Origin of the sequence: Photorhabdus akhurstii (genome assembly GCF_019090985.1) — a bacterium.
Classification (GTDB): Bacteria; Pseudomonadota; Gammaproteobacteria; order Enterobacterales; family Enterobacteriaceae; genus Photorhabdus; species Photorhabdus akhurstii.
Genome location: NZ_CP020335.1, coordinates 2,585,659 through 2,611,500 on the forward strand (window position 1 = coordinate 2,585,659; position 25,842 = coordinate 2,611,500).

Below are 25,842 nucleotides of genomic sequence, written 5' to 3' on the forward strand. Positions count from 1 at the left end.
GTCAAGTAAATCCTAAGTGTTTCAACAGACATTGTGATGTAATGATGTTTTCGGAGTTTTCAGTTGAGAAAGTTGTATCTTAAAAAAGTTCTAAAGTAATCATGGTGCGCATGGTATGGTTCGCCACAGGTCACCTACCAAATTTATGCGCTATGCACAAGGATCTCATATGCGGCTATCTATTCGAACTTTATCAGCCTTTACATCTTTTGCTTTCCTCATTGCTCCGTTTTTCATTCAAGCACATAGCAACAATACTGCTGGTATTAACGTTGAAAAATTGCTTGAGACTGAAAAGTCTTGGGATGGCGTGTCTTATCAGGGATACCCTAAAGGCACTCCTCAGCTTTCAGTTCTTAAAATTACTATTGCTCCAAATACCAGTCTTGCCTGGCATGAGCACCCGATACCTAATGTAGCTTACGTGCTGGACGGGGTGTTAACGGCAGAGAAAAAATCCAGTGGCGAAAAACGTCTTATAAAGGCGGGAGAGGTGGTACCGGAGATGGTTGACAGCACTCATCGCGGTTACACAGGCAAAGAGGGTGCTACTCTCGTGGTCTTCTACGCGGGGAAAAAAGGGATCCCTCTTTCTAAACCCGTTGAGTAAAAATCACTCAGGCAGGACAAGATGCACTTGAGACGACCTTTAACAACCTGAGAACTGTTGGCACAGATAACAAATAAGTGGATAGGGAAGTATGACCCCATTCAGGCGTGCCTCCTTTTTCCCGTCAGGATAGTGCCAGAGATCGATATACTTTCAGATTGCCTTGCGGCTGTACTCGCTGTCTTCAATCAGGTAAAACATCTTACTGTATCATCATCCGTATCTAGCTATAATTGTGTATTACTCAGTAATACATGAAGAGACGAATTTATGGCACGAGTAACGAGTGTTACCCTTGGTGAGCATTTCAACAGGTTCGTTGGTGATATGATCCAATCTGGTCGTTATGACAACACATCCGAAGTTGTCCTCGATGCTTTGCGCCTGATGGAGGCTCGCGAGCAGCGTATTCAGAATGTTCGTGAAATGGTGTTGGCTGGCCTGAATTCCCCCGTCAGCAAAAACAGCATGGATGATATTTTTGTAATGGCGCAGCGAAGGACTTAAATGTGTAAGTTTTCCGAGTTGGCTGATGAAGATATATTTCATCTTGCCCGTTATACGATCAGGCTAGGCGTTATCATGATGAATCGAAAAGAACTTTCGAGCTACTGATTTTCGTATATGATTTGAAATCCAAATACAAAAGGAAGTTGCGGATGAAAAAAGCTTTTTTTTTTCTTACTGGATAACTATGCAGATTGGGAAGGTACCTTTCTTGCTAGTAGGCTGAATGCAAGCAAAGAGTGGACAGTAGAGACTGTTTCTCTAGAAAAAGGAACTTGTAAATCAATAGGTGGTTTCACCACCATGATTGATCATTCCATTGAAACTCTTCCCTCCTACGTTGATCTTTTTGTCTTGATTGGTGGAAACTCATGGAAATTAGAGGCATTATCGAATATAGAATCAAGTAAACTAAACAAACTTATTTCCATTTATCTCAATGATGGAGTTGTTGTTGCTGCAATTTGTGGGGCTGTTGATTTTTTGGCAAGGAATGGAATATTAAATGATTATAAACATACTGGAAATTCTCCATGTTTATGGAGAGGTTATAATAAATATAAGAATGATAAAAATTTCATTTTAAAACAAGTGGTTGTTGATAGAAATTTAATTACGGCAAATGGTACGGCATGTATTGAATTCTCAGAGTGTGTACTAAAAAATCTCTATTTTGAAGCACCAGATATAATTAAAAAAGATCATGAGTTGTTTCGAATAGGCTATTACAATTATCTTCTTCAATATGAAGAAGATCCATTTAAATAGGCGGATATCAGTCTAGTAATATTGAATAGATATTTAACATACGACTGTTTGCACAGATAAACTCAATGCCGAGGTTATGCAATACAATGCTTTTCAAGGTATTCACGGGTCGTCGGAACATGAACAAGCCTGATTGGTGAGGTCAGGCTGTTCACTTACTAATGTTTGATTCTGATTCGTTCGGAGCAAACGGATAATTATGAATCACTGCTGATATTAGCCGGTTGGTGGTCAGTGTCAACAATTCCCGCCAGATTGGTCTTATCTGTACACTGGTGCGCATAATGTATATTATGTTAAATAGCCTTAGACGATGAACAACTTCACATAGAACTAGGTGGTTTTGGTACCCTTTCCTGTTCTAGTGTTACGATAATTACGATAGGTTGAATGATGTACTTTTTATATGTACATTGCATGTGTACACCTACTTCTACCTAAGGAGATAACCATGCAAACCTATACCTCAACTCAGGCCAGAGCCAATATTTCTGTGGTGCTGGATACCGCAGTCAATGGTGAACCTGTTGAAATCACCCGTCGGGACGGCAGCGCTGCCGTAGTGATCAGTAAAGCGGAATTCGAGGTGTATCAGAATGCAAAGCTGGATGCCGAGTTTGATGCCATGATGCAACGTCATGGTCATACAGTAGCAGCGTTGACTGACCGATGATTTGGGTGAGTGCTCAAGAAGTTATTGCCTTCCACGATCGCATACTTCGACGTTTTCCCGGCGTTGCCGGGATAGCAGATCCTGGTAGAGCGCAGGCATTGATTTATCGTGTGCAAAATCGGGTTCACTATGAAGGCGTTACTGACCTTTTTGAACTCGCCGCAACTTACTGGGTAGCGATTGCTCGTGGTCATATCTTTAATGACGGTAATAAGCGGACCGCATTTCTCGTGACCATGAGCTTTCTTTGGCGTAATGGTATTTGCATTCGCAATAACGGCAATACGCTGGAAAACTTAACTGTAGAAGCTGCTACTGGTGAGAAAACTGTCAGTCAGTTGGCTCAATATTTGCGGGAACTAGTGGACAGTCCGAATTCACGTTATTAAACACATGATATCGGGGAAGCTGAGTTTGAGCTTTGTTGCGTAGGTTTTCTCCACATAGCTTGAGAGCAAACCTGTTGTTCTATTTGTTTGGTTCAATTTGTTCAATACGGAGGCTTCCCTTACGAGCAAATACTATTGCCCTCCTCTTTTGGTTTTGGATAAAGATATTTTGTGATCTAATTCTCTATTTAAGAAAAATGCCCACTGAATAAAAAGTGATTTAGTTCACATTATTTTCTTTTTAGATCAATATTTAATCGGCTTGGTTTTTCCGCATGAGGAAAATGTGATCTGAGCAATATAAATAAGGGGTGAAGAAGAGGAACTTGGTGATATTAATCACAAAAAACCCCGCGGTACGCATCTGAAAAAAGGCGTGATAAAGTGAAGGTGTTCAACAATCAACAGGCGTTATTTGGCGATAACGTCTACCAAACCTTATCTTCTCGTACCACGAGGTTTTGTCATGGTAACATCAAATATCAAATTAAAGGTACAGAATTTTGGGCGCTTTCTCAGTAACATGGTCATGCCCAACCTAAGTGCTTTTATTGCGTGGGGGCTTATCTCCGCCCTATTCATCCCGACTGGCTGGTTCCCTAATGAAACGCTGGCGCGACTTGTCGGCCCTATGATCACCTATCTACTCCCCTTGCTAATAGGCTATACAGGAGGCCGCCTGGTCGGTGGCGAGCGCGGTGGGACCGTTGGCGCTATCACAACCATTGGGGTCATTGCCGGCGCAGAGATTCCTATGTTTATGGGGGCTATGATCGCAGGCCCATTAGGTGGTTTTGCCATCCGTCATTTTGACCGCCGGGTGGAAGGTAAAGTTAAAAGTGGTTTTGAAATGCTGCTGAATAACTTTTCATCAGGCATTATCGGGATGCTCCTTGCAATACTTGCCTATCTGGCAATTGGTCCTCTAATAGCTGAGATATCAAAAGTTCTGGCTGCCGGTGTGAACGTGATAGTCACATATAATCTGCTGCCGCTGACGTCTATCGTTGTCGAACCGGCAAAAATTCTGTTCCTCAACAACGCAATCAACCACGGTATTTTTTCTCCCCTAGGGATTCATCAGGCAACTGAAACGGGAGCCTCTATTTTCTTCCTGATTGAAGCAAATCCAGGGCCGGGGTTAGGTGTTTTGCTGGCTTACATGTTCTTTGGCAGAGGTAATGCCCAACATACTGCTTCCGGTGCGGCCATCATTCATTTCCTTGGTGGTATTCATGAAATCTACTTCCCGTATGTATTAATGAATCCTCGCTTGCTGATTGCCTTGATCCTTGGCGGCATGACAGGAGTTTTCGTCATGGGGGTATTCCATGCCGGACTAATTTCTCCGACATCTCCTGGCTCTATCTTTGCTGTACTGCTGATGACGCCGAAATCTTCTCTTATTGGTGTAGTTCTTTCAGTGTGTAGTGCAACATTGGTCTCATTTCTGGTATCAGCCATTTTGTTGAAGAGAACCCGTATCGGTGATGAAGATGCTTTGAGCCATGCCACTCAGCGTGTACGTGAGATGAAAACACCCAACTTGGCGAATAAACAGAGGAAAGCCGCTCTGACAGACCGCCATAATAAAAATTTATCCCACGTGAAAAAAATTGTGGTTGCCTGTGATGCAGGTATGGGGTCAAGCGCTATGGGCGCGGGCTTACTAGCGAAAAAAATGCATGATGCGGGATTGGCTGACATTTCTGTTACCAACATGGCGATAAACGATCTGAAAGATGATGTGGATATCGTGGTGACGCACCGAGATTTGACAGACAGGGCTAAAATCTTTGCGCCGGGCGCCATTCATATCTCACTGACTCATTTTCTAAACAGTCAGGTATACAGCGACCTTGTTACCCGTCTAATAGCAGAAAAGCACCCGAATGCGGCAAACGATGGCAGGATTGTGCGCCAGTCTATTGCTGCCGCCAATGATGAATATTATGGCCAAGAAAACAAGGAGGAGCTGCTATTTACACTGAATGAGAGCCATATTTACCTCAATCTGACTGCACAGACCAAAGAAGAAGCGATCCGTTTTGCTGGCAACAAGATGGTGGAAGGTGGTTATGTCGAACCGGACTATGTGGATGCGATGCTGGCAAGAGAAAAGCTAACGTCTACCTATTTGGGGGAATCTATTGCCGTTCCTCACGGCACGATTGATGCGAAAGACCAGGTACTTAAAACAGGCGTCGTGATTTGCCAGTATCCGGCCGGTGTTCAATTTGGTGAAGAGCCTGACGAAATCGCTTGTTTGGTGATAGGTATTGCGGCTCGTAGCAATAAGCATATTGAAGTCATTGCCCACATTACCCGCACGTTTGATGAAGACGGCGTGATTGAGCGCCTGAGCAAAACGCAGAGTGTTCAGGAAGTGCTGGAAATCTTATCAGGGAAAGTTACAGCTTGAGCAGAGAGGTTTATCATGAAAGTGATTCATTTTGGCGCCGGTAATATTGGTCGAGGCTTTATCGGTAAACTTCTGGCTGATGCTAATTCAGATATGACATTTGCTGATATTAACCAGCCGCTGGTTGACCAGTTGGCACATAAGCAGTCCTATCAGGTTCATATTGTGGGCAAAGAACATCGCGTTGAAAGCGTGAGACAAGTTAATGCCATCAATAGCACTGATCCGAAAACAGTGGAATACATTGTACAGGCTGATATGGTGACAACCGCCGTTGGTCCGCAGGTATTGGAGAAGATCGCCACAACATTGGCAAAAGGCATCATGCTGCGCAAAGAAACGGGCAATGACCGACCTCTGAACATTATTGCCTGTGAAAATATGGTTCGCGGAACCAGTCGGTTGAAACAGCATGTACTGGCAGTTATTCCACAGGTAGATCATGAATGGGTACAACGGCATATCGGTTTTGTTGATTCAGCCGTAGACAGAATTGTGCCGCCAACAGATGCCGCCAACGATGAGCCTTTGGATGTCACCGTTGAAGCATTCAGTGAGTGGATTGTTGACCAGACACAATTCAAAGGGGAAATCCCGGCTATCAACGGCATGGAACTGACCGATAACCTGATGGCGTTTGTGGAGCGTAAACTGTTTACCCTCAATACTGGCCATGCCATCACGGCTTATTTGGGGCAACTCTTCGGCCATAAGACGATTTGTGCCGCAATCGATGATCCTCAGATTCATACCATTGTTAAAGGCGCAATGGAAGAAAGTGGGCGGGTGTTAATAAGGCGCTACAGTTTCTCCCCTGATAACCATGCGCAATATATAGAAAAGATACTGAATCGCTTTGCTAACCCCTATTTACAGGATGATGTAGAACGCGTCGGTCGTCAGCCGATACGTAAACTCAGCCTAGAAGACAGATTAATTAAGCCGTTATCAGGGACTCTGGCGTATCATTTGGCGAACGATAACCTGATTACAGGCATTGCTGCGGCTTTGCATTTCAGGAGTGATTCTGATCCGCAGGCTGTAGAAATGAGAAGGATAATTGACGAGGAAGGTATAAAACAGGCAGTTCTCCGTATTTGCCGACTGGATTTTCAGTTTCCTATTATTGAGCGTATATGCAGTGAATATCAGCGCTTAGGGGCACTTATGCGGTGAACACGGTAATCAATTTCTACATTTAATAAAACTGTTAAAATTCACTTCATAGCTACAGGGAACAACCTCGTTGTGAAGTGAAAAATCATCATGGAAAATAGACAAAAAACAGAAAACCAGCTCCTCGAACGGCTCAATGAGCGAACCGAGGTTAAGCCATTTATTCAGGAAGTGATCCACCTGATAACGGGAGCTATTGACCAGTTGATGCTAAAAGTTTTCCGTAAAGATGATTATGCCGTGAAATATGCTGTTGAACCGCTCCTCCAGGGAGATGGCCCGTTGGGCGAACTGGCGGTCAGACTTAAATTGGTTTATGCGCTTGGCGCTATTTCCCGTGAAATCTATGAAGACATCGAACTTTTTCTGGCTTTAAATGAAACGTTACAGCAAGAACAGCAGCGCTATGAATTTACGGATGATGAAATCATTGGCCCAGTCAGGATGTTGCACTGTATGGGGGTTTTGCCTGAGATGATGCGCTTTGACCAGCCAGAGGATGTGATTGATCAGCAATTGATTGATTTACAAAAGTACCGATATAAACAAATGGTGCGTTCTTCTTTGGTGCTGGCAGTTACGGTATTAGTTACCGAAATTTTGGATTCGGGGGAGATTGGAATAGGGATATAAAGCCCGACTCGCCAAAGTGGACAGCATCGCAGTATTACAGAAGGATAGATGCTCCGTCTCAATAATATGTTGTCACCCTCCTCTCCTACTTTTCTGGATGAGTACACTGGTATTTTTTGAGGCTCGTGTTTGGTTATGTTTGACGATTAACCTTTAAATTAAATTCACTTTTTACATGAAAATATAAAAAATGAATCTATTATGAAAATAAAAATAATGTTTTTGGGGAATCATGAATGTTTTTATTTGGTAGCCACATAATTACGATGAGAGTACTTATTCGGAAGTATTATAGTTAATAGATATAGCATTTTAAGGCAATAATTATAAAAAGAATTTTTTACCATAGTTATTCTGAAAAAATATGAAGTAAAATGTTTGCTGTTAATCACATTAAGAACATCCAGAGTCAGGATAGTTGACATTATTACCAGAAAATCCATTCGGTGTGAGTGGGTAAAATATAAACGATTTCAATTGTCAGCGCCGACTTTCCCTTATTTAAAACACCACCATATTGTTACCTTTCCAGATTAAATATGTGAGGTAAATCATAAATTACAGCGAGGTTAAATATACTGATATTAAAGATGGTTTCATGGAAAATTATAGGAAAATAAATTATCATTATATATTAGATTTGCCATTTTTGAATTCTGGTACTATTATGATAAATGGAAGTTAGGTTTCCAGCCTAATCCAATATAGGATGAAAAATATAAGCAGTTTTTGAATTTTAAAATTGTAACATCATCGATGTGGTGATTTAGATTTTGCATGCATTATCACATATGATTTTGTAAAAAATGTATTTAAATATGTAAATTCTGAAACTATTTAAGGAGAGTTTTATGCTCAAGAAATTATTAACAGTTGGGGCATTAGCAACAGTATTAATCGGAGGAATTGGGACTGCATCGGCATTCAATGGATATGAACACTGTTACAGTTCGGAAGGATACGATAGTGGAAAGGGGGTAAAAGTTAGATCTGTTGTTCATTCTAGTAACGTTTTTGCTAATGTAATTCAAGAAGGTGGGTATAAATGGTATTTTAAAGCTTCTAAATCTTGTGGTAATGGACGATATGTCGCTCTCTATGAAGGTAGAAAAATATAAAATTCCACCGAAAATTTTCTTATTATAGAATTTTTAAAGTGCTGACAAACCTCGTTGAAAATAACGGGGTTTTTGCTTTTATCATGAAAAATAATATTTCCTATTTTCCTTTATTATTGGCTGCGTTGTTTGAATAAATCTATTTGAATGTCAATATATCTTTATTAAACAGGTTTATTCTTCTCAGAGTAATACCTTATCCATAACGCAATAAACACCAGAATAATGAAAAAAGCCGATACAGATAGAGTGAGTTCCTTAAAAATAAACCTGCTTATATTTATCCCCGATACTTCCCAGGATAAAAACAATGCTACAGGGCATGTTAAGAAACCTGAGATAAACCCAATAACAATCAGATGGTAAAGTTTTCTTTTGTTCGCTCTTTGAATAATAGGGTTCAATTTTTTCTGATATCGCCAGTACTTCATGGTGAGGTAAAATAGTCCTAATAATGAACTAAGATGCTGTAGGATTTTATATATACTTATCCCCTGCCCGTTGGTAATGGAATGAAAAATGCGGAATTGTAATAGAGGAATTAGCTCGACAAAAAAACCTTTATCGTGTGTGAATGCATCCCAGACAATATGGGTTACAGCTCCTAGAAATAACGACAGCACAAAAACAACTCCGTCCTTATAACCCTGTCTTTCATAACGAGTAAAAGGTATTGGGAAAAGGACGGATAAAGGATATGGCAAAAGACGTACAATTAAAAATATCAATAGACATAAAGGAAATGCGGTATAAAACCATCCGGTTAAATGATGCGCAGTGGTTGCTATATCATATAACCCAACAGAGTAGAAGAAATCGGGAGATAAACTACCCATAATTAGCGCCGGCAAATTCAATAACCTTCCCCCCGGAAGACTTTTCAAAGGAAAAACGGCTGCTGGATGTGAAAATGTCCACGGCATTGCGAAAAATCCTGAAATAAATGTTAAAGTCTGCGATAGGAAATTTTACCATTGGCCGTTCTTCTGAACAATTACCGCAGATGAATTTAGAGATTTCCAATACTACATCGTATTGTTGAAGCATGTTGTTGAAGGATGGTAGTTACCGATTTCGATTCCAGATTTAAAACCTTTAATCAAACTCGGTAACTGGTTTCTTTTAAATTGAAGTGTCAGATTGAGTCTGAGCTAAGACATTATGTTTTTTTAATATCTCTTGAACTCTATCTTTAGGAATAGAAAACGAAGTATTGCCATTTCTCCCAACCATTTTTTTGGCGGCGATCATAGCATTAATTATTGCTTCTTCTGTTGCACTTATTGTGGCCTCATACAAAGGATCTAATTTATCATTTGACAGTATTTTTATTGTCTTTACATCCTTTCTAGAGAATGCATCGCTATTTGCGGTCGAAAATGCAATAAATATCTCACCGCTGGTATTTCTGGCCACCCCACCTACCTTTGCCAGTCCAAGAGATACTCGTTTAGCTATTTTTTCTAATTGGTGAGGAGCTAATGGTGCATCTGTAGCTACCACTGCGATTATAGAACCGGCATCCTTTATTTCTTTCTTGTTTCCATGATATATCGGCTTGAGATCCTGTATTTCTTTACCAACTGGAATCCCTGCAATAATCAAATCGTCCCTATCGCCAAAGTTGCCTTGAACAAGAACGCCAACAGTATATCCGCCATCTTTTTTATCTAGAATTCTTGATGAAGTTCCTGTGCCTCCCTTAAACTTAAAAAGGTTCATTCCCGTTCCGCCGCCGACATTACCCTCTTCTATCGCTCCTGATTTTGCACTATTCAACGCATGATATACATGTTCTTTCTTTACATGCATACCGTTTATATCATTTAATATTCCATCCCACGTTTCTGCAACCACAGGTAATAACCAAAATAGATCATCTTTTAGTGGTGACGTTAGATTATTATCAAACATCCAGCTAATTGTTGAATCTCTAACAACACCAACACTATGAGTATTGGTTATTAATATTGGCGTTTCCAGGAAACCACTTTCTTTGATCCATTGATTGCCGGTCATATCTCCATTTCCATTTAAAGAGAATGTACTAGAAAATACCGGGCTAAATTTCTTTCCTTTTGGCAATATAGCTGTTACGCCTGTTCTTATTGGGCCTTTGCCAACCTCTAGCTCTCCATCGCCTTTTATTATGGTTGAATAGCCAACTTCTACACCACTAACATCTGTAATCGCATTATATTTCCCGGTTACTCCAGAGAAAGGAATGCCTAAATCCCTTGCTCTAATCTCATTGGCTAAAGCGTTAGAAGCTATTACTGTCGATATAGATAAAACTATAATATTTAATATTTTCATAACTACTCCTTGTTATACCAAATTAACTCGAAGGTTTAAGATTCAGAACACGAAGATCCAATACGAAAAGGATTCGTTTTTGACCAGTCGGTATGCCCTTTTGCGCTATTACGTAATTATATTATTCAGGTTCACAATTTGTTGTGATATTCCGCTGATATTTAACAGGGAGTAAGTCCATGATTGGGCGCTTCACGCAATTGAGTTCCTCATCTTGAATAAGCACCATCGCTTGTGGCGCATAGTCAGAAATCAGTTCTCGGCACATACCACATGGGGACACGATATTGATCGCTCCGTCACGAGAGTGATAAACAGCCACTACTGTGTCGATGTCGGCAGAGCCGTATTCCGTCACAGCACGCCCAATCGCAATGGCTTCTGCGCAAACTGCGATACGACCAACATTTGCCTCAAGATGCACACCCGTTACAATTTCGCCAGAGCGCAGACGCAGCGCGGCACCCACAACATGCCAATCCGGTTTGTATCGAGATATGATCGCCGCTCTTGCAGCTTCAATTAGGGAAACATCTTCTTCTTTAAGAACGACGTTTTCGTTGTTCGAGACCATGCCTATTCTCTCATTACCTCTAATTGTTGTTTTAAAGTTGAAGATTCTTATTTCTTTTTGTCACTATCAATAACGCTCACCGATCAAGTGAGCGTTAAATTCTGTATCAGTTATCAAAGCCACTTTTTTGTTTTGTCACACAGACTTTCTATAATGGCATATTGATACCCTTTATGTTCATCCCTCTCCTTAGTTGATGTAATGCAATACTTCTCCAACAGCGTCAAAAAGACGATCCAAATCAGCTCGTTCAGCATTGAACATAGGCCCGAATTGCAGCGTATCACCGCTAAAGCGTACGTAAAAACCCGCTTTCCAAAGTATCATACTGGCATCAAAAGGACGTACAGCGGCATCACCGTCACGGGCAGCCAATTCAATTGCACCCACCAAGCCACAGTTGCGGATGTCGGTCACATTTGGGCAGTTTGTGAGAGAGTGAAGGGCCATTTCGAAATGAGGGGCAAGTTCAGCAGAGCGCTGGATAAGGTGGTCTTTATCCAGCAGATCCAAGGTTGCCAACCCTGCGGCACAAGCTACCGGATGTGCCGAATAAGTATAACCATGATTAAACTCCACAAGGTGTTCCGGCAGTGGTTGAGACATAAATGCCTCATAAATTTCACTGCTTGCCACTACGCCCCCCAGAGGAATGGCGCCATTGGTAATTTGTTTGGCAAAATTAAGAATATCTGGCGTCACACCAAAATATTCAGCGCCGGTCCAGCGCCCCATACGACCAAAGCCAGTAATAACTTCATCAAAAATCAATAAAATATTATGTTGATCACAAATTTCACGCAGGCGTTGTAGATACCCTTTGGGCGGAATAATCGCGCCAGCGGAACCGGCCACAGGCTCGACAATGACCGCCGCGATATTGGAGGCGTCATGCAGTTCGATCAACTTGAGCATCTCATCGGCCAACTCTACGCCGCCGGTTTCTGCCATACCTGGCGTAAATGCCATATTGGCCTGTAGCGTATGGGATAAGTGATCTACGTCCATCAACTGTCCGAACATTTTGCGGTTGCCGCCAATACCTCCCAAACTGGTACCTGCAATATTGACACCATGATAACCACGTGCACGGCCAATCAGTTTGGTTTTCGTGGGATGCCCTTTCACACGCCAGTAGGCTTGCGCCATTTTGACTGAGGTGTCTAAAGTCTCAGAACCTGAGCTGGTGAAAAAGACGTGATTGAGATCACCGGGTGTTAAATTGGCAATTTTTTCTGCCAGTTGAAACGATAAGGGATGACCGAACTGAAAGCCTGGTGAGTAATCAAGGGTACTCAATTGGGCTGCGACAGCTTTTTGAATTTCTGTCCGAGTATGGCCTGCTCCACAGGTCCAAAGACCGGACAGACTGTCATAAATCTGGCGTCCTTTATCGTCTTTTAGCCATTTTCCCTCGGCAGCAACGATAAGGCGTGGATCGCGTTGGAAATTTCGGTTGGCACTGAATGGCATCCAGTGAGATTTTAGGTTTAATGATTCAGAATAATGGATTTTAGACATGGACAACTCCTTCCAAAAGAATGAAATTTGAGTTTAGTTCAACCTGTTGTTTTTTCCAATAATGACGCATATTATTAGAACGCAAATAATGTTGGACGTAATTAAATATTTAAATACTTTATCTTTAACGTATTTTTCAGAATGGAGAAAAATATAGGGCGGAGATACCACCCTATAAGAAGTTATAATAAGGTGAATGAATTTACTTTATAATGCTGGAGTCGTAATCTTATAACTCTGAATGTAATGTTCTTTCTTCTCAAATTCCAAGGCTTCCTTGGTTATATTCAGCAGATGATCCTTATCATCTTTTACTAACATGCCCTTTTCTTTTCGTGTGTATGTGAATTCAATGTCAGAGTTAGTAACCTTTATGTCATGTAATTCAAATTCGTCTTGATACAATTCATTTACTATTTTTTGCCGTAAGATTGGCCTTAACATACTGTAAGTAACTCCTGTAGCAAGGACAATATTTGCACGTATGAACCAACGGCGAGGAGATTCAACGTCGGATACTCCCGATTCTTTCTTGTGTTCTGATGACATAATTTCACCTATGAATAAGGTATTAGGATTATGTGATTAACTACAATATGAAAATATTAATCACGGAATTTGTAATTTATTAATTTAATTGTAAGTAGAAATTAACTAATTAACCATGTTTGTGCATCAGTTAAAGTTGCTGTCAGATTATATACACTAGGTGGAAATATCAATTCAGACGTTTGACTTACTGTTTGAGCTAATACCTGTCCGATCTGAATACCAATTCCCACAGCAATATAATATTTCGGTTCGGGTGTATAAAGCTGTGTTGTATTTGCCAATGCTTGTTGAACAAATGTACCATGTCTGGACATCCCAATACCTGTTGTATAAAGGCTATTTGGAATATTTCTATTTTGCTTTATCGTTAAAATTCCACCTTCCCCTACCTCAGTTGCTGATCTAAATGCGGGGGTATTATCGCTTGTATCAAACGTAATTATATTTTTGTCTTTAGGATTTGCATCTACAACTTGACCCGCCTCGAAGACAACGCCATTCGTTAATACTCCTGTTCTACCCCAAACAAATGAAAAATCAGTTGACCATTTAAAAGTAAAAAATGCACCTGACACTATTTTAAACGGACTTGCTTGCCAAGCCAAAGAAAAAACCTCAGATGGCTGATTAGGAATCCTTTGGTAAAGATAAACTGTCCAAGCGGCAGATGAGTTATTTTCGAATCTAACGGTATAAGATGTACTATCGTCAGATGATATGTCTAGCTGGCTCATGTGTTATTACTCCTATGAGTTTATGAATAAACCATATAAATAACATGTTCAGTGAAACATGTGGTTATTTATGTTTGCCGTGATAATAATATAGAACTGTCGCAGCAATTAATTATCTTGCAAAGATACAAGCGGTTTATATAAATCAAAAGCTGCTATAGAAAAGAGTAGTACAGGTGATTTAAAGATCCAATTTAACTTAATTAATATAAATTAATTATGTCGTTATTTATTTTATTACAGACTGACATATTTTGTTATTAAAAGATATGAGGCTGGTGTTTATATGGGAGATTAGATTATCAAATATATGATTACGTTTAAGATTATGCCTGATACTTGAGCCTGTAATTTAAATGTCGCTGAATGCTGAATTGACTATCTTGGGTATGAGAAAACTCACTAAAACCAAGCTTAAATTTATTTTCAATAAATTCAATTAAATATATACAAGTTATTTTATGGACTTAATTTTCACTAGATATAAATTCCATATTAGCGCTTTGGATGATTCTACCATTCACTCCCCTATCCTTTTGACGGCATTAGTGACCTCGACAATGAGTGAGGGAGAAATGTCACCATCGTACATTTCTCCCTGAATGCTGCTGCAAGTTACCTTAGTATTCTTTTAGGCATCAATGGAAATATCAGTGATAGGTATACATTGACAAGTAAGGCACATCCCTTGCTCTGAAGGTTCTACGTCATTCAAGTGTTGCACTTCTCCGCTTTTTAATTTCACAGCACAACTTTCACACTGTCCAACCCGGCATCCACTTGCCATCTTTATACCCATTTTTTCGCTAAAATTAAGGAGTGTCCCTTTGTCAGGAGACCATTCAAGAAGTACGCCAGATTTTTCGAATTTAACTGCAAAACTCTTCCCATCTTTAATTTTTACCGGAGTTAGCGATCGGAATATTTCTTTATAGATATCAAAAGGCGGAACGCCTCGAGTGAGTAAACCTTCTTCTAAGGTTTTCATCATAGGAACCGGGCCACACATGTAAAAACGAGCTTGCTGTTTAATCAGCGTTTCAGGAACGGCATCCGCAGTAATATATCCATGATGCTGGTAATTAATACCCTCAATATCCACTGGCAGCGGATTACTGTAACAGTTGATTACCTTCAACTGCTTAATTTTTGATTCAAGCTCTTTTAGCTTTTTAGAAAAGGCATGTGTATTGCTGTTTTGATTAGCATACAGCAATAAGAGTTCAGGCTTTTCACCGTTAGCTGGAAGAGATTCAAGATAACTTATAAATGGCGTAATACCGATTCCTCCTGCCAACATAACAACAGGTTGCTTAGCATTAAGCGGAATAATAAAGTTTCCTCCCGGAGGCGTCAGATTCACCTCGGCTCCTGCGACTAATGCCCTATTAATGTATGAAGACATGACGCCTTCAAAAGTCTCCCCGCCAGACGTTGTGCCTTTCTGATGCCTTACGGAGATACTGTAAGTCTTTCTACTCTCCAGTGTTGCCGCTCCTGTCAAGGAATAGGCCCGGATAACAGGATCATCCTGCCCAGGTATGGAAACTTGTACTGTGATGTGTTGGCCAGGTTCATAATCAGGCAACATTGCTCCATCTTTTGACTCAAAAATAACCGTTTTAACACCTTTGGCTTCGGGTTTTGTTTCTATAACACGAAACGTTTTACGGCCCTGCCACGGTCTTCTCTCCGGGTTGACATCTTCTGCGAGTTTAATATCACAGCGGAATGAACGGAGCGGAGAAGCGCCGCTGACAGGATCGCAAGAGTCGTCAGAAATGAGCGCATTATAGTTACTGCTGTTTTTTCCTATGACGGGAAAACCCTCTTTCCCATAATCGGGGCACGCTTGCCACCAACCAAACTCGGCAATTATCGTATCGTAAGAAATATGATCATCTAACGATGCTTTAAAACGCGCCTTGCCGTTGCGGGTGATGACCTCTACCCAATCTTCATTTTTAATACCTTTCTCTTCGGCTAATCGACTGTTTATCTCAAGCTTCGGGTAAGGTGATTTTTTACGTAGACTGGCTAAACTTCTCTGCTGGCTATGACAATAGAAGCCATTTTTTACCGAGGTCAGTCGATAACGGAAATGTGACTCAGAGTTTAAATTCTCTTTGGGTTCAGAATATATCGGTAGTGGTGGATAACCATGCCGCCACAATTTCTCAGAATAGATTTCAACCATTCCTGTTTCGGTATCAAAACCTTTAACTGTGTTCTTTACAGGATCGATGCTTGCGTATTTCCGATCATGTTGAATTAATGGAATTGAAATGCCTGCCGGTTTTTTTCTTAACGCCTCTACGGTCAAGCCAATGGGCTCAAGAATATAATTCCATCCCGCTTCAACGCTGCCATTAAAAAATATCTTATTCATGCCTAAGCGACAGGCCAAGTCGAAGACAATTTCATTATCTGACCGGCTTTCTCCCCGAGGTGAAATCATTCTTTGTCTTAACTGAACCAGCTCCTCTGCCTCGGCTGAAATCTCAAATCCTACACGTAGTCCCTCCCTCTCCCAAGGCGTATTCACGGGGAGTAAGATGTCAGCATAATGTGCTGTGGGCGTTTCAAAGAGATCACAATGAACATGAAACTCAAGCTGTTTTAGCGCCTCTATCCCAATCTTGGTGTCAGCATGAGATGACAACATATTGGTACCAAATGCCATCATAGCTCTAATAGAGTAAGGCCGTTTGTGCAAAATTGCTTGATACAGATCTTGTGATGTTACCCAACCATCTAGTGGCGGCCCCAACGGTCTTTCCTTAAAGCCAAGGGCTTTTTCTTGCTGTTCCTTCGGCATAAGCCTGCGGGCATTCACAAGATTTACTGGATGTTTATTGTACATTCTGTTGCTTCCCTGCGTGTCAAAACATCCCGTTAAGGCGTACAGCACGGCAATTGCTCGTTCAGTCTGGGTTGCATTGGTATGTTGAGCTACACCAGTCCAGGAGTGATAAGCAATGCGTTTGGAAGACATGATTAAATCTGCTGCATATAGGAGTTTTTCTTTAGTTATACCTGTGATTTTTTCTACATATTCAGGTGTATATTGTTGACACTCATTTATAAGTAGCTGGAATGCAGATTTACATTGTATTTTTTTATTTACATCTTCCGCTGAGTTAATTGAAAATTCGCCGAATAAAGCATAATTATCATTTTCATCACATGGCACATTTTCGTGAATATCATACATTAGCGGAGACTGAGTTATGTTATTCCAGACAATATATCTGTTTTTCTTAGCTGAAATGTTTATATCTCTTTCTCTCAAGAAAAGACCATTATCATTTCGCACTAACAGTGAGGCGTTCGTCCACCGTGCTACAAACGCCTGATCATATCCTTTTCGGTTTATGATGATATTTATTAGCCCGAGGGCTAGCGCGGCATCCGTCCCAGGATTGATGTTGAGCCAATTATCAGATTCTCTAGCAAGAGCCGTATGTCTGGGGTCTACAACGATAAGTTTGGCGCCTGCATTTCTTCCCGCTCCAATAGCTTCCGCTTGCGCAAGCCATGTATTTGTTGGATTGTGCCCCCATAAAATGATCAGCTCAGCATTTCTGTAATCAGCCACAGGAATACTGCACCCAAAGGTAAACTTATGTGCCTCGTCTTTATGCCAGTTACACACCTCTGTACCATTGCAGACGTTAGGGCTGCCGAAATTTCGAACGAAGCGATCTATCCATTCAAGGCTGTCACTAAGAGGTGTTCCACTCGGTGAGGTGATTGAGAAAGCAACCGATTCTGCCCCAGACTCAGCCTTATAGAAAGCCAGTTTCTCAGCAACATAATTCAACGCTTCATCCCAGGTGATTTTTTCCCAGCCTGGATCTGCGTCACCTTTGGGATTTGTCCTACGAAGAGGATAAAGAATCCGGTTAGGGCTGTGAGCCAGTTCTGGGGCCGCTTTACCCTTCATGCACATGGCGTTGCCGGTCGGGTGTTTTGGGTTCTGCTGAATTTTTATCAGTGTATCGTTACGAACTTCGTTGATAGTGCCACATCTTGATCTACAGAGAGTACAAAATCCTTCTTTAAACTCACTTTTCATAAGATAACCTCATATAGCTTCACACAATGTTTACTTTGTGGTTTTTTCGGATGATTGATACCAGTACGTATTACTGGTTCCCTCTTAATTAATCGAAGGATTAACAACGTAATGACTCATTATTTCTATATTTTTCTCGTAAATTTCATTGTAATAGAAAATTAAATGAACAATTTCACGTATAGAAAGTTTTTGGATTTTCTATACGTGGCTTCACATATTGAACTAATGCATATTAATGTTGCTTACTTGCATTGTTTTTGCTGTATCCGGGACATAAACAACTTCTTCATTTATCCCCTCTTCTGCCTTGATGATTTGGGTGTAATATTGAGATGCTTGGTCAATTGTAAATATTGTATTAGGTGACCAAACCATCATCCCACTATACCCATTATTGATGACCGAGCGGGTAATATTCTGCACTGTGGATACCGAATTTTTTCCGGGGGAGACACCCAATAACAAATTTTCCTTTTTCATCCCGAAGTTAACGTACGGAGCCAGCTTATTGACACTGGCGTTGGTGTAAGTCATCTCGTAACCTGCATCCAGTAAGTTTGCTATGTTGGTCGGTCCCTTGAAATAGATATAATCTGACCACAGGGCCTTGGTCAGTACCTTGTTGGCAAATTTTGGATGGCTTTTGATCGCATCCGCTACCCAATAGAAGGATTGACGATTACCGGAGCATGTTGAATATTCATCATCGATGTTGATTCCATCCAGCCCGTATTTAACGACATCATTTACCATTTCATCGGCAAGTTTCGTTGCCGTTGCTTTACTCATATTACATGACCAACCTGCATTTTGATGATTGCCCAGATAGGATAATTGAACTCTAATGCCCTTTTTTTGCAAATTCCGCACCAGGGAAATATTTTCCTTGAGTATCGAACTTATTTCATCGTTGTAAAACAGTACAGGGATATTAGAGATGCTGCTATTAATGTTGGCTGCGAATAATATAACATCGGAAAAAAATGGTTTTTCAGTTCGTTTCACAACAAAATTACCGATATCCTTGACATGTTGCGGTGAAGGATTGCTCAGAAATGTAATATTATTTGCTGCAAGAGATTGATTTGTTGCAAAGGCAACGATAAGTGCAACCTTCAACAGATTGATATTTTTTAACATCATGAATAAACCTCTTATCTTAGAATGAGTACACCATAAAATTCGCAGGCATCTTTGGAGCATTTCGAAATCTCCTTTCTCATCATGATTTCGTCAGTCTGCCAATTGCCTGCGAAACGGGCATATTATCTTTCTTTAGTTAAGGTTTATCTGTTGTTATCAAACCAGTAACGGGGAGACGATGCTCCCTAGATTGAGGTAGTTCAGGTGTCATAGGACATTTAAAATAGGTTAATTATCTAGATCTACATCAACTAATGCCTGTTCTCTACGCTCATTTACCAGTCGAATAAGCTCTTGATCGTCCAAAGCATCAAGTATCTGTTCGTAGAGTTCCGCAGGAATACAATAAAACACGGGTTGGTTACGATTCAGGATTGCTACAGGGTATCCAGCCCCGGCGTTAACGGTCGCCATAGGGTTTTTTTTAAGTTCACTAACGCTTGCGCTAATATCCGACAGAATTATGTTAGTCACAGAAACACTCCAAAAGAGTTGCTATTTTGTTACTGAATAATGCCCCGAATAATTTTGCCACTGGCAATCACCTTTTTACAGAGGAATCATTATTATGCCGCTTGATAAAAATGTTGAAAAATGGCTTGCTTCTACACCTGAGATTGCAATAGGAGAAAATTCCTCCTTGGAACAACTTCGAATCGTTCTCGAACATGCTCTTATCCAACAGCAGGGTGAATGGAACGATGCGACATATAATAGTAGCTTTACTGTCCCCGCAGAGGATGGTTTCCCCATTCCTGTTCGCATGTATGTACCCAGTGGAAAAGAAAAGATGAGTGATAAATCCGCGCTGGTTTATGCTCATGGCGGTGGGTGGTGCGTAGGAAGTCTTGATGCTTGGGATCGCCCTTGCCGTAAGCTGGCTGAATCAACAGGTTGCGTTATCTTCTCGGTAGACTATCGGCTTGCCCCCGAAAATCCTTTTCCGGTACCACTAACGGATTTCTATACAACTCTATGCTATATCACTGATCATGCAGAAGAATTTGGCATCAATACACAACAAATTGCGGTCGGTGGTGATAGCGCAGGTGGTAATCTCGCCGTTGCAGCTTGTTTGATGTCGCGAAACCAAAAAGGGCCTGCTATTTGTCATCAACTGCTATTTTATCCAGCGTTAGATGCATCAATGGAAACGGATTCATACGATAAATATGGTGAAGGCTATGTATTGACAAAACAGAAGATGACATTCTTTTGGCAGTCATACATCAATGAGTACAACAACAGAACAAATCCACTTATCTCTCCTTCTAATTTAACGCATTTTGAAGGATTGCCAGATGCAACTATTTTGCTTTGCGAATATGATCCGTTAAGAAGTGAAGGAGAATCTTATGCACAGCAGTTAAGAGATGCAGGTGTGTCTGTGCAGCTTGAAACTATTGAGGGAATGGTACATGGTGCAATACATATGACTGCGGTGACGCCATCTGCTGAAATATTCTACAAAAAGTCGCGCTTTTGTTGAAAAACATCATCTGTTATCGGGTCAATTTGATAAAAATTGGCCCGATGGCGCTCTGGAATCATCAGGATAAGGGCAATTGGTAATCGCCTCTACAATAATATCAATATGAATGACGGCCGCTTTTGCTTCCCAGGACTTGATTAATGGCATTTCGAAAATACTAGCAAATTAGATTTTTCATAATAAACAGCCTTTGACTTTATCTCAATATATCTACTCTTAATTCCCCTTCCCTTCATTATTCAGTTAAATCAAATGAATTTCATATTAAGTTCTTCCGATGTTACTTAATGACATTCAGTCAATGCTGAGGTTTGATTATTGGTAACTTGGGGAATATCGCTCCCATATTAAGGTACGTATTCTCCCTAATTGAAATTAAAATTAATTAAAACAATGCATTATGAATTCGCCGAATTTGTGCGTCAAATTAAAACTATTGAACCTAACTTTCCTACCAATTACCCTTCTTCTCACCAAAAAAAATAATGCAATTACGTTTTCTTATTTGGATCTCGTAGTTTCATATAAAGGAGGATTTATGAAAGTTCCCCATCTGTTCAATCCACTAAAAATAGGTGCTATTACTACGCCCAATCGTATTTTTATGGCGCCACTTACTCGCTTACGAAATACTGAACCCGGCGATATTCCCACGCCAATGATGGCTGAATATTATCGTCAACGTGCTAGCGCCGGATTGATCATCACTGAGGCGACGCAGGTTTCATTTCAGGCGAAAGGTTATTCAGGCGCGCCCGGTTTGCATACTCCTGAACAGATAAGCGCTTGGAAGAAAATCAATGAAGGAATTCATCAGGCTGGTGGTCTTAGCAACGTGCAACTATGGCATACGGGGCGAATGTCTCACACTTCTCTCCAGCCGAAGCAACTAGCCCCTGTGGCACCTTCTGCGATATCGGCTAACGCGCGGACTTCGGTGCGAGACGCTAAAGGCAATGTGATTCGAATCAATACCTCTAAGCCGCGTGCTCTGGAGAAAGATGAAATTCACCAAATTGTCAATGACTTCCGTCAGGCAGCCATCAATGCACAAGAAGCTAACTTTGACATGATGGAAATCCATGCTGCACATGGTTACCTTATTCATCAGTTTTTGTCTCCTTCTGCTAATCAACGTGATGATGAATATGGTGGCAGTATTGAAAATCGTGCGCGTTTCGCACTGGAGGTGGTGGATGCGGCTATTGAAAGTTGGAGTTCTGATCGGATTGGCATCCGTATCTATCCGTTGGGGCCATACAATGGTCTGGATCATTACGAAGATGAGGAGAAAGCAGCTATTTATCTGATCCGGGAGTTGGCAAAGCGTAATCTGGCTTATCTGCATATTTCCGAGCCTGATTGGGCTGGAGGAGAACCTTTCAGCGAAGCATTTCGTCGAACTATTCGCGAGGCTTACCCCGGTGTTATTGTTGCGGCAGGCGCTTATACTGCCGAGAAAGCGGAGAAACTGATTGAGAAAGGATTAATTGATGCAGTGGCATTCGGGCGAAACTTTATCGCCAATCCTGACTTAGTTGAGCGCCTGCGAATTGATGCACCCTTGAATGAGCTACGTCCAGAATTCTTCTATGCTAATGGCCCTGAAGGGTACATCGATTATCCTACCTTAAAGCAGTTAAGCGCGTAATCATACTGTGCGCTTTAATGACGGTGATGATCACCGCCATTAAAGCGCTTTCACCTGCTACTCCCAAGGCATACCATCTTCCCAGTTCTCTACTAGTAGGTCGATAAATCCCCGGATACGGGGGGAAAGATGTTTTTTACTTGGATAAATGATTCGAATGGGTTCAGGCTCAACATGATAATTTTCCAACAAGGGGACAAGCTTACCGTTATTAAGATCCCGACCAACAACATAGCTAGGCAGATGAATGATACCGAACCCTGCCAGCGCCGATTCGAGCATGGCTTCCGCGCTATCTATGTTTAGGCGTCCCGGCCCTTCGAAAACGTAGGTTCCTTCCGCAGTCTCAAAACGCCAAGTACGGCGTTTATCCGCACTCAGGAAGAAAATAGTGTCATGTTCATGTAGCGCCTGTGGTGTTTCAGGTACGCCTCGTCGGGCCAAATAATCCGGTGACGCACAAGTAATCATCCACTGAGTAGCGATAGTACGTGTAAGAATACGAGAATCATCTTTTGGTTTACCAATGCGGATGGCGATATCGAACCCTTCCTCGATCAAATCAACATAACGATCAGTAAAGGCAATATCTGCCCGTAGATCAGGCCAGCGTTTCAGGAAAGTTTCCAGCAAGGAAAGAATATGGCGCTTTCCTAAGGAGATCGGTGCGGTTAATTTCAGCGTCCCGGTTGGGTTTACCCTGCGCATCGCCATCGTGTTATCCACCTCTTCGAGGTCTTCAAGAATCTGACGACAGCGTTCGAACATAATACGTCCTTCATCTGTCAGGCTAAGCCGGCGCGTTGTTCGGTTCAGCAATCTTACGCCTAAGCGAGTCTCCAGGCGCACAATGCTCTTACCAATAGCGGATCGAGTAAGCCCCAAAGACCCCGCCGCTTGCGTATAACTTCCTGCCCGTACCGCAGCAACAAAAGCCGCAATATCACCGATTCGGTTTAATTCCATTTGTGCTCCTAAAATGTTCTGAGGATAGGCTGCTTAAAACAGTCACGTTGCGTTTTTCGTTTATTCCGTTTAGTGTTTTAAAGTGAAATGACTAACAGGTGCTAAATATGATTACTTCTACTTTCTCTGATGTAAATCTTCCGACTAAACACGAAAGTGAAATAGCCGAAAAAGGGTTGCGTGAATTTGCTGCGTTCCTTTCAACAAAACTTGAAACTCAGCAGATTTCAATTATGAGTGATGACCATAAATCTCATCAAATTGAAGTGCCTACATCTGCGCTTACTATGCTAGTGCAAATCTTGGGTGAACTCGCTTCAGGTAATGCAGTGCAAATCGTCCCTGTTCATGCTGAACTAACAACTCAAGAAGCTGCAAACATATTGAATGTATCGCGACCTCATATGGTTAAACTTCTGGAAGATGGTTGTCTTCCTTTCCATAAAACAGGTCGGCACAGGCGTATTCGTTTTGCTGATCTGATGGAATATAAAAAGCAGCGTAACGCTGAAAGTATGGAGGCTATGAGGGAACTAGCTAATCAGGCTCAGGAATTAGGGAGCTACTAATGATTCATTCCCTTGCCGTCGCGATGCACCTTGAAATCCATAGGGTATATAACTTTATTTTTTGAATATGCGCTACAGTCTGGCTCTCCTACTCCCACACGTCAGCGCGGTCTTGCTTCGCTTCTGGTGTCCAGATAACTTTCACGCTTGGTCCACTACATTGGCACGCCGTGCGGCAAACTCGGCTTCGACCTCATCATTAGATTGGCCCAAACCAGCACGCATTGAGGCTCGCCCGGCTTCTACCTTGTGACACAGGAATTTTTCGTATTCTCGTTCCTCACGTTGGCGTTGAATAAACTCGCGCATAAGTTCGCGTAGCACCTGTGAAGCTGGGCGGTGAGCAGCTTCGGCTTCAGCCATAAATTCAGCACGTAGTTCAGGTTCCAATTTCATCGTAAAAACAGCTTGTTTCGTCATGATCTGACTCCCCAACATTATTATTCTGCACTAATAAAGTATGTATAATCTCATTACCTTGCGTGATTTTCTAGCATAATTAGGGAGAATTGAAATCAATATCACTTGTCGGAAAACATCTGTTTTCCGACATTGCAAGTGCTCTTTCGGAATTTAGATCTTGATGGCGCCATTAATACAAGTCACAGCACCACCGCCGACAAAAATCTTACCGCCGGAATGGTTGAGCCATACGCTTCCCTGGCGGCCAAGTTTTTTGCCTTGTGATGAATGAACGATTTTATTGTCAATCATTGCTACTTTGTGGTAGTGCATGAATGCGGCAACGCTGCCGTTTCCACTACCGCAAACTGGGTCTTCATTGACACCACATGAAGGGGCAAAAGAGCGTACTTCAATATCAGCTTCCGCCCCCTCACAATAGGCGCCATACAGACAAACTCCGGTGACGTTCATTTGCGTGTCATGCTCGCACAATTTGGCATAATCAGGTTCCGCTGCCAGCACGGCTTCTGCTCCCGCAGTATGACCGACAATAGTATGAGCGACAATCCAGCGAGCTCCCACGTCAATAAGTGCCGGTGTTAACGCGCGATCTAACGGGCAACCCAGAATGCTTTCAAGGCGATCTATCTGTTCGGTGCTAAGCAATGTGATAGTCGGTTCTGGCAGTTCAAAGGTAATTAATTGCTGACCGGGTTGCATTTCGGTAACGTTCAGCGTAATTAGCCCTGCTCCACATTCTTGCACAATACGCCCTTCTCTCGCCTGAATTAATCCGGCTTCAAGCAGAGCATGTGCGGTACCGATCGTGGGATGACCGGCAAAAGGAAGTTCACTGCCGGGAGTGAAAATCCGTACACGGTAATCTGCCAGAGGGTTTTCTACGGGAAGAACAAAAGTAGTTTCGGAAAGATTGGTCCAGTTAGCAATAGCCTGCATCTGTATCGGTGAGAGTCCTTTGGCATCCATGACAACGGCAACGGGATTTCCTTTAAAAGGCTGGTAAGTGAATACATCAACCTGCTTAAATGGTGCGAGAGACATAAAATTTCCTTTTTATGATATAAAGGTGGTTTAGCAGTGTATCTGGAAAAATATATCAGGACTATCATGGTTTCTCAAAAGCAGCTTCTACCCTATCCTTTAATTTAAACCTCTATATTATTAATACGGTGATTTATAATAAAAGAATAATTTCGATAAAATATATGTGATTAAACTCAAAGAAACGAATTAAGTTAAATTCTTTGTAAAATAACTTAATATCAATATTAAGATAACTGTGATTAATTAATTTCAATAAATTCATACTTTTACGGGAAATAATAAGACATGGTTAGATTTATTTATACAAATAATAAAGAACAATGGAAAGAAGGATTGTCGTTCATAAAGACAGATGAAAAAGCCAATTTAATTATTACTAATAAACGAGGTCGAAAATTAGATGGTTTTGGTGGTTGTTTCAATGAGCTTGGGATGAAAGCTTTATTAGATCTGGATAAAGAAAATAGAAAATAGAAA

At 41.4% G+C, this 25,842-nt stretch carries 24 protein-coding genes and 1 pseudogene; 13 read left to right on the top strand and 12 right to left on the bottom strand.

Annotated elements, in window-relative coordinates; translation table 11 throughout:
* Window positions 1-115 precede the first annotated feature (115 nt).
* The 9 genes and pseudogenes from B0X70_RS11395 to B0X70_RS11435 all read left to right on the top strand — a co-directional run bounded on the left by B0X70_RS11395 (window position 116) and on the right by B0X70_RS11435 (window position 8,296).
* Complete coding sequence (locus tag B0X70_RS11395) at window positions 116-610, top strand: cupin domain-containing protein (RefSeq protein WP_246593495.1); 495 nt, start codon at window positions 116-118, stop codon at window positions 608-610.
* 270 nt (window positions 611-880) lie between these two features.
* Entirely contained in the window at window positions 881-1,117 is a 237-nt protein-coding gene (locus tag B0X70_RS11400) for a type II toxin-antitoxin system ParD family antitoxin (RefSeq protein WP_217471521.1), read from the top strand.
* A 168-nt stretch (window positions 1,118-1,285) separates the two neighbouring features.
* Window positions 1,286-1,885: pseudogene (locus B0X70_RS11405) on the top strand (DJ-1/PfpI family protein); the annotation flags it as partial.
* Window positions 1,886-2,336: 451 nt separating this feature from the next.
* Entirely contained in the window at window positions 2,337-2,558 is a 222-nt protein-coding gene (locus tag B0X70_RS11410; RefSeq protein WP_036780625.1) for a type II toxin-antitoxin system Phd/YefM family antitoxin, read from the top strand.
* A complete protein-coding gene (locus tag B0X70_RS11415) occupies window positions 2,555-2,947 on the top strand; it encodes a type II toxin-antitoxin system death-on-curing family toxin (protein ID WP_040150720.1) in 393 nt (130 codons plus the stop codon). Before B0X70_RS11410 ends, B0X70_RS11415 begins: the two co-directional genes overlap by 4 nt.
* A gap of 466 nt (window positions 2,948-3,413) precedes the next feature.
* Entirely contained in the window at window positions 3,414-5,369 is a 1,956-nt protein-coding gene (locus tag B0X70_RS11420; protein ID WP_217471522.1) for a PTS mannitol transporter subunit IICBA, read from the top strand.
* Window positions 5,370-5,384: 15 nt separating this feature from the next.
* On the top strand, window positions 5,385-6,545 hold the full coding sequence (locus B0X70_RS11425; RefSeq protein WP_217471523.1) for a mannitol-1-phosphate 5-dehydrogenase: 1,161 nt from the start codon (window positions 5,385-5,387) through the stop codon (window positions 6,543-6,545).
* A gap of 90 nt (window positions 6,546-6,635) precedes the next feature.
* A complete protein-coding gene (locus tag B0X70_RS11430; RefSeq protein ID WP_217471524.1) occupies window positions 6,636-7,178 on the top strand; it encodes an MltR family transcriptional regulator in 543 nt (180 codons plus the stop codon).
* Between the two features lie 851 nt (window positions 7,179-8,029).
* A complete protein-coding gene (locus tag B0X70_RS11435) occupies window positions 8,030-8,296 on the top strand; it encodes an LCI fold-containing protein (protein ID WP_217471525.1) in 267 nt (88 codons plus the stop codon).
* A 164-nt stretch (window positions 8,297-8,460) separates the two neighbouring features.
* On the opposite strand, the gene B0X70_RS11440 is transcribed toward B0X70_RS11435, so the two are convergent.
* From B0X70_RS11440 to B0X70_RS11480, 9 genes are all read right to left on the bottom strand, one after another.
* Window positions 8,461-9,219: a DUF4184 family protein gene (locus tag B0X70_RS11440; protein WP_217471526.1), complete on the bottom strand. Its 759-nt coding sequence runs from the start codon at window positions 9,217-9,219 to the stop codon at window positions 8,461-8,463.
* 199 nt (window positions 9,220-9,418) lie between these two features.
* Window positions 9,419-10,612: a DmpA family aminopeptidase gene (locus tag B0X70_RS11445; protein ID WP_040150735.1), complete on the bottom strand. Its 1,194-nt coding sequence runs from the start codon at window positions 10,610-10,612 to the stop codon at window positions 9,419-9,421.
* A 121-nt stretch (window positions 10,613-10,733) separates the two neighbouring features.
* Window positions 10,734-11,186 carry a cytidine deaminase gene (locus B0X70_RS11450; protein WP_217471527.1) on the bottom strand — a complete coding sequence of 151 codons (453 nt, stop codon included), beginning with the start codon at window positions 11,184-11,186 and terminating at the stop codon, window positions 10,734-10,736.
* 189 nt (window positions 11,187-11,375) lie between these two features.
* Window positions 11,376-12,707 (bottom strand): omega-aminotransferase AptA, encoded by a 1,332-nt coding sequence (gene aptA, locus B0X70_RS11455; protein WP_217471528.1) that lies wholly within the window; start codon window positions 12,705-12,707, stop codon window positions 11,376-11,378.
* A 207-nt stretch (window positions 12,708-12,914) separates the two neighbouring features.
* Entirely contained in the window at window positions 12,915-13,256 is a 342-nt protein-coding gene (locus tag B0X70_RS11460) for a hypothetical protein (RefSeq protein ID WP_036806136.1), read from the bottom strand.
* A gap of 101 nt (window positions 13,257-13,357) precedes the next feature.
* Entirely contained in the window at window positions 13,358-13,993 is a 636-nt protein-coding gene (locus tag B0X70_RS11465; RefSeq protein ID WP_036806133.1) for a RhiA family protein, read from the bottom strand.
* Window positions 13,994-14,624: 631 nt separating this feature from the next.
* Window positions 14,625-18,071: a molybdopterin-dependent oxidoreductase gene (locus tag B0X70_RS11470; protein WP_217471529.1), complete on the bottom strand. Its 3,447-nt coding sequence runs from the start codon at window positions 18,069-18,071 to the stop codon at window positions 14,625-14,627.
* 225 nt (window positions 18,072-18,296) lie between these two features.
* Window positions 18,297-19,217, bottom strand: coding sequence for a glycoside hydrolase family 18 protein (locus B0X70_RS11475; RefSeq protein ID WP_052739621.1), 921 nt, complete (start codon window positions 19,215-19,217; stop codon window positions 18,297-18,299).
* Window positions 19,218-19,445: 228 nt separating this feature from the next.
* Window positions 19,446-19,691 carry a type II toxin-antitoxin system Phd/YefM family antitoxin gene (locus B0X70_RS11480; RefSeq protein WP_036806127.1) on the bottom strand — a complete coding sequence of 82 codons (246 nt, stop codon included), beginning with the start codon at window positions 19,689-19,691 and terminating at the stop codon, window positions 19,446-19,448.
* 166 nt (window positions 19,692-19,857) lie between these two features.
* Between B0X70_RS11480 and B0X70_RS11485 the strand changes: the two genes are divergently transcribed.
* A complete protein-coding gene (locus tag B0X70_RS11485; RefSeq protein WP_246593496.1) occupies window positions 19,858-20,706 on the top strand; it encodes an alpha/beta hydrolase in 849 nt (282 codons plus the stop codon).
* A 541-nt stretch (window positions 20,707-21,247) separates the two neighbouring features.
* Window positions 21,248-22,360, top strand: coding sequence for an alkene reductase (gene nemA / locus B0X70_RS11490; RefSeq protein WP_040150818.1), 1,113 nt, complete (start codon window positions 21,248-21,250; stop codon window positions 22,358-22,360).
* Window positions 22,361-22,417: 57 nt separating this feature from the next.
* Here the strand turns inward: nemA and B0X70_RS11495 are convergent, their stop codons facing one another.
* A complete protein-coding gene (locus B0X70_RS11495; RefSeq protein ID WP_046394435.1) occupies window positions 22,418-23,326 on the bottom strand; it encodes a LysR family transcriptional regulator in 909 nt (302 codons plus the stop codon).
* Window positions 23,327-23,433: 107 nt separating this feature from the next.
* Between B0X70_RS11495 and B0X70_RS11500 the strand changes: the two genes are divergently transcribed.
* Window positions 23,434-23,895 (top strand): helix-turn-helix domain-containing protein, encoded by a 462-nt coding sequence (locus B0X70_RS11500; RefSeq protein WP_217471531.1) that lies wholly within the window; start codon window positions 23,434-23,436, stop codon window positions 23,893-23,895.
* A gap of 141 nt (window positions 23,896-24,036) precedes the next feature.
* On the opposite strand, the gene B0X70_RS11505 is transcribed toward B0X70_RS11500, so the two are convergent.
* Together B0X70_RS11505 and B0X70_RS11510 are read right to left on the bottom strand one after the other, a co-directional pair.
* On the bottom strand, window positions 24,037-24,315 hold the full coding sequence (locus B0X70_RS11505) for a hypothetical protein (protein ID WP_036806113.1): 279 nt from the start codon (window positions 24,313-24,315) through the stop codon (window positions 24,037-24,039).
* 153 nt (window positions 24,316-24,468) lie between these two features.
* Window positions 24,469-25,362 carry a PhzF family protein gene (locus tag B0X70_RS11510; RefSeq protein ID WP_217471532.1) on the bottom strand — a complete coding sequence of 298 codons (894 nt, stop codon included), beginning with the start codon at window positions 25,360-25,362 and terminating at the stop codon, window positions 24,469-24,471.
* A gap of 288 nt (window positions 25,363-25,650) precedes the next feature.
* Between B0X70_RS11510 and B0X70_RS25165 the strand changes: the two genes are divergently transcribed.
* Window positions 25,651-25,839 carry a hypothetical protein gene (locus tag B0X70_RS25165; protein ID WP_246593497.1) on the top strand — a complete coding sequence of 63 codons (189 nt, stop codon included), beginning with the start codon at window positions 25,651-25,653 and terminating at the stop codon, window positions 25,837-25,839.
* The last annotated feature ends 3 nt before the right edge of the window (window positions 25,840-25,842 follow it).

Bases quoted from the DNA above. Each gene is read 5' to 3' on its own strand.
- B0X70_RS11505 (WP_036806113.1), bottom strand. From the start codon at position 24,315: ATGACGAAACAAGCTGTTTTTACGATGAAATTGGAACCTGAACTACGT.
- B0X70_RS11430 (WP_217471524.1), top strand. From the start codon at position 6,636: ATGGAAAATAGACAAAAAACAGAAAACCAGCTCCTCGAACGGCTCAAT.
- B0X70_RS25165 (WP_246593497.1), top strand. From the start codon at position 25,651: ATGGTTAGATTTATTTATACAAATAATAAAGAACAATGGAAAGAAGGA.
- B0X70_RS11440 (WP_217471526.1), bottom strand. From the start codon at position 9,219: ATGCCGTGGACATTTTCACATCCAGCAGCCGTTTTTCCTTTGAAAAGT.
- B0X70_RS11425 (WP_217471523.1), top strand. From the start codon at position 5,385: ATGAAAGTGATTCATTTTGGCGCCGGTAATATTGGTCGAGGCTTTATC.
- B0X70_RS11415 (WP_040150720.1), top strand. From the start codon at position 2,555: ATGATTTGGGTGAGTGCTCAAGAAGTTATTGCCTTCCACGATCGCATA.
- nemA (WP_040150818.1), top strand. From the start codon at position 21,248: ATGAAAGTTCCCCATCTGTTCAATCCACTAAAAATAGGTGCTATTACT.
- B0X70_RS11410 (WP_036780625.1), top strand. From the start codon at position 2,337: ATGCAAACCTATACCTCAACTCAGGCCAGAGCCAATATTTCTGTGGTG.
- aptA (WP_217471528.1), bottom strand. From the start codon at position 12,707: ATGTCTAAAATCCATTATTCTGAATCATTAAACCTAAAATCTCACTGG.
- B0X70_RS11395 (WP_246593495.1), top strand. From the start codon at position 116: ATGGTTCGCCACAGGTCACCTACCAAATTTATGCGCTATGCACAAGGA.
- B0X70_RS11500 (WP_217471531.1), top strand. From the start codon at position 23,434: ATGATTACTTCTACTTTCTCTGATGTAAATCTTCCGACTAAACACGAA.
- B0X70_RS11495 (WP_046394435.1), bottom strand. From the start codon at position 23,326: ATGGAATTAAACCGAATCGGTGATATTGCGGCTTTTGTTGCTGCGGTA.
- B0X70_RS11445 (WP_040150735.1), bottom strand. From the start codon at position 10,612: ATGAAAATATTAAATATTATAGTTTTATCTATATCGACAGTAATAGCT.
- B0X70_RS11465 (WP_036806133.1), bottom strand. From the start codon at position 13,993: ATGAGCCAGCTAGACATATCATCTGACGATAGTACATCTTATACCGTT.
- B0X70_RS11475 (WP_052739621.1), bottom strand. From the start codon at position 19,217: ATGATGTTAAAAAATATCAATCTGTTGAAGGTTGCACTTATCGTTGCC.
- B0X70_RS11400 (WP_217471521.1), top strand. From the start codon at position 881: ATGGCACGAGTAACGAGTGTTACCCTTGGTGAGCATTTCAACAGGTTC.
- B0X70_RS11420 (WP_217471522.1), top strand. From the start codon at position 3,414: ATGGTAACATCAAATATCAAATTAAAGGTACAGAATTTTGGGCGCTTT.
- B0X70_RS11450 (WP_217471527.1), bottom strand. From the start codon at position 11,186: ATGGTCTCGAACAACGAAAACGTCGTTCTTAAAGAAGAAGATGTTTCC.
- B0X70_RS11435 (WP_217471525.1), top strand. From the start codon at position 8,030: ATGCTCAAGAAATTATTAACAGTTGGGGCATTAGCAACAGTATTAATC.
- B0X70_RS11470 (WP_217471529.1), bottom strand. From the start codon at position 18,071: ATGAAAAGTGAGTTTAAAGAAGGATTTTGTACTCTCTGTAGATCAAGA.
- B0X70_RS11510 (WP_217471532.1), bottom strand. From the start codon at position 25,362: ATGTCTCTCGCACCATTTAAGCAGGTTGATGTATTCACTTACCAGCCT.
- B0X70_RS11460 (WP_036806136.1), bottom strand. From the start codon at position 13,256: ATGTCATCAGAACACAAGAAAGAATCGGGAGTATCCGACGTTGAATCT.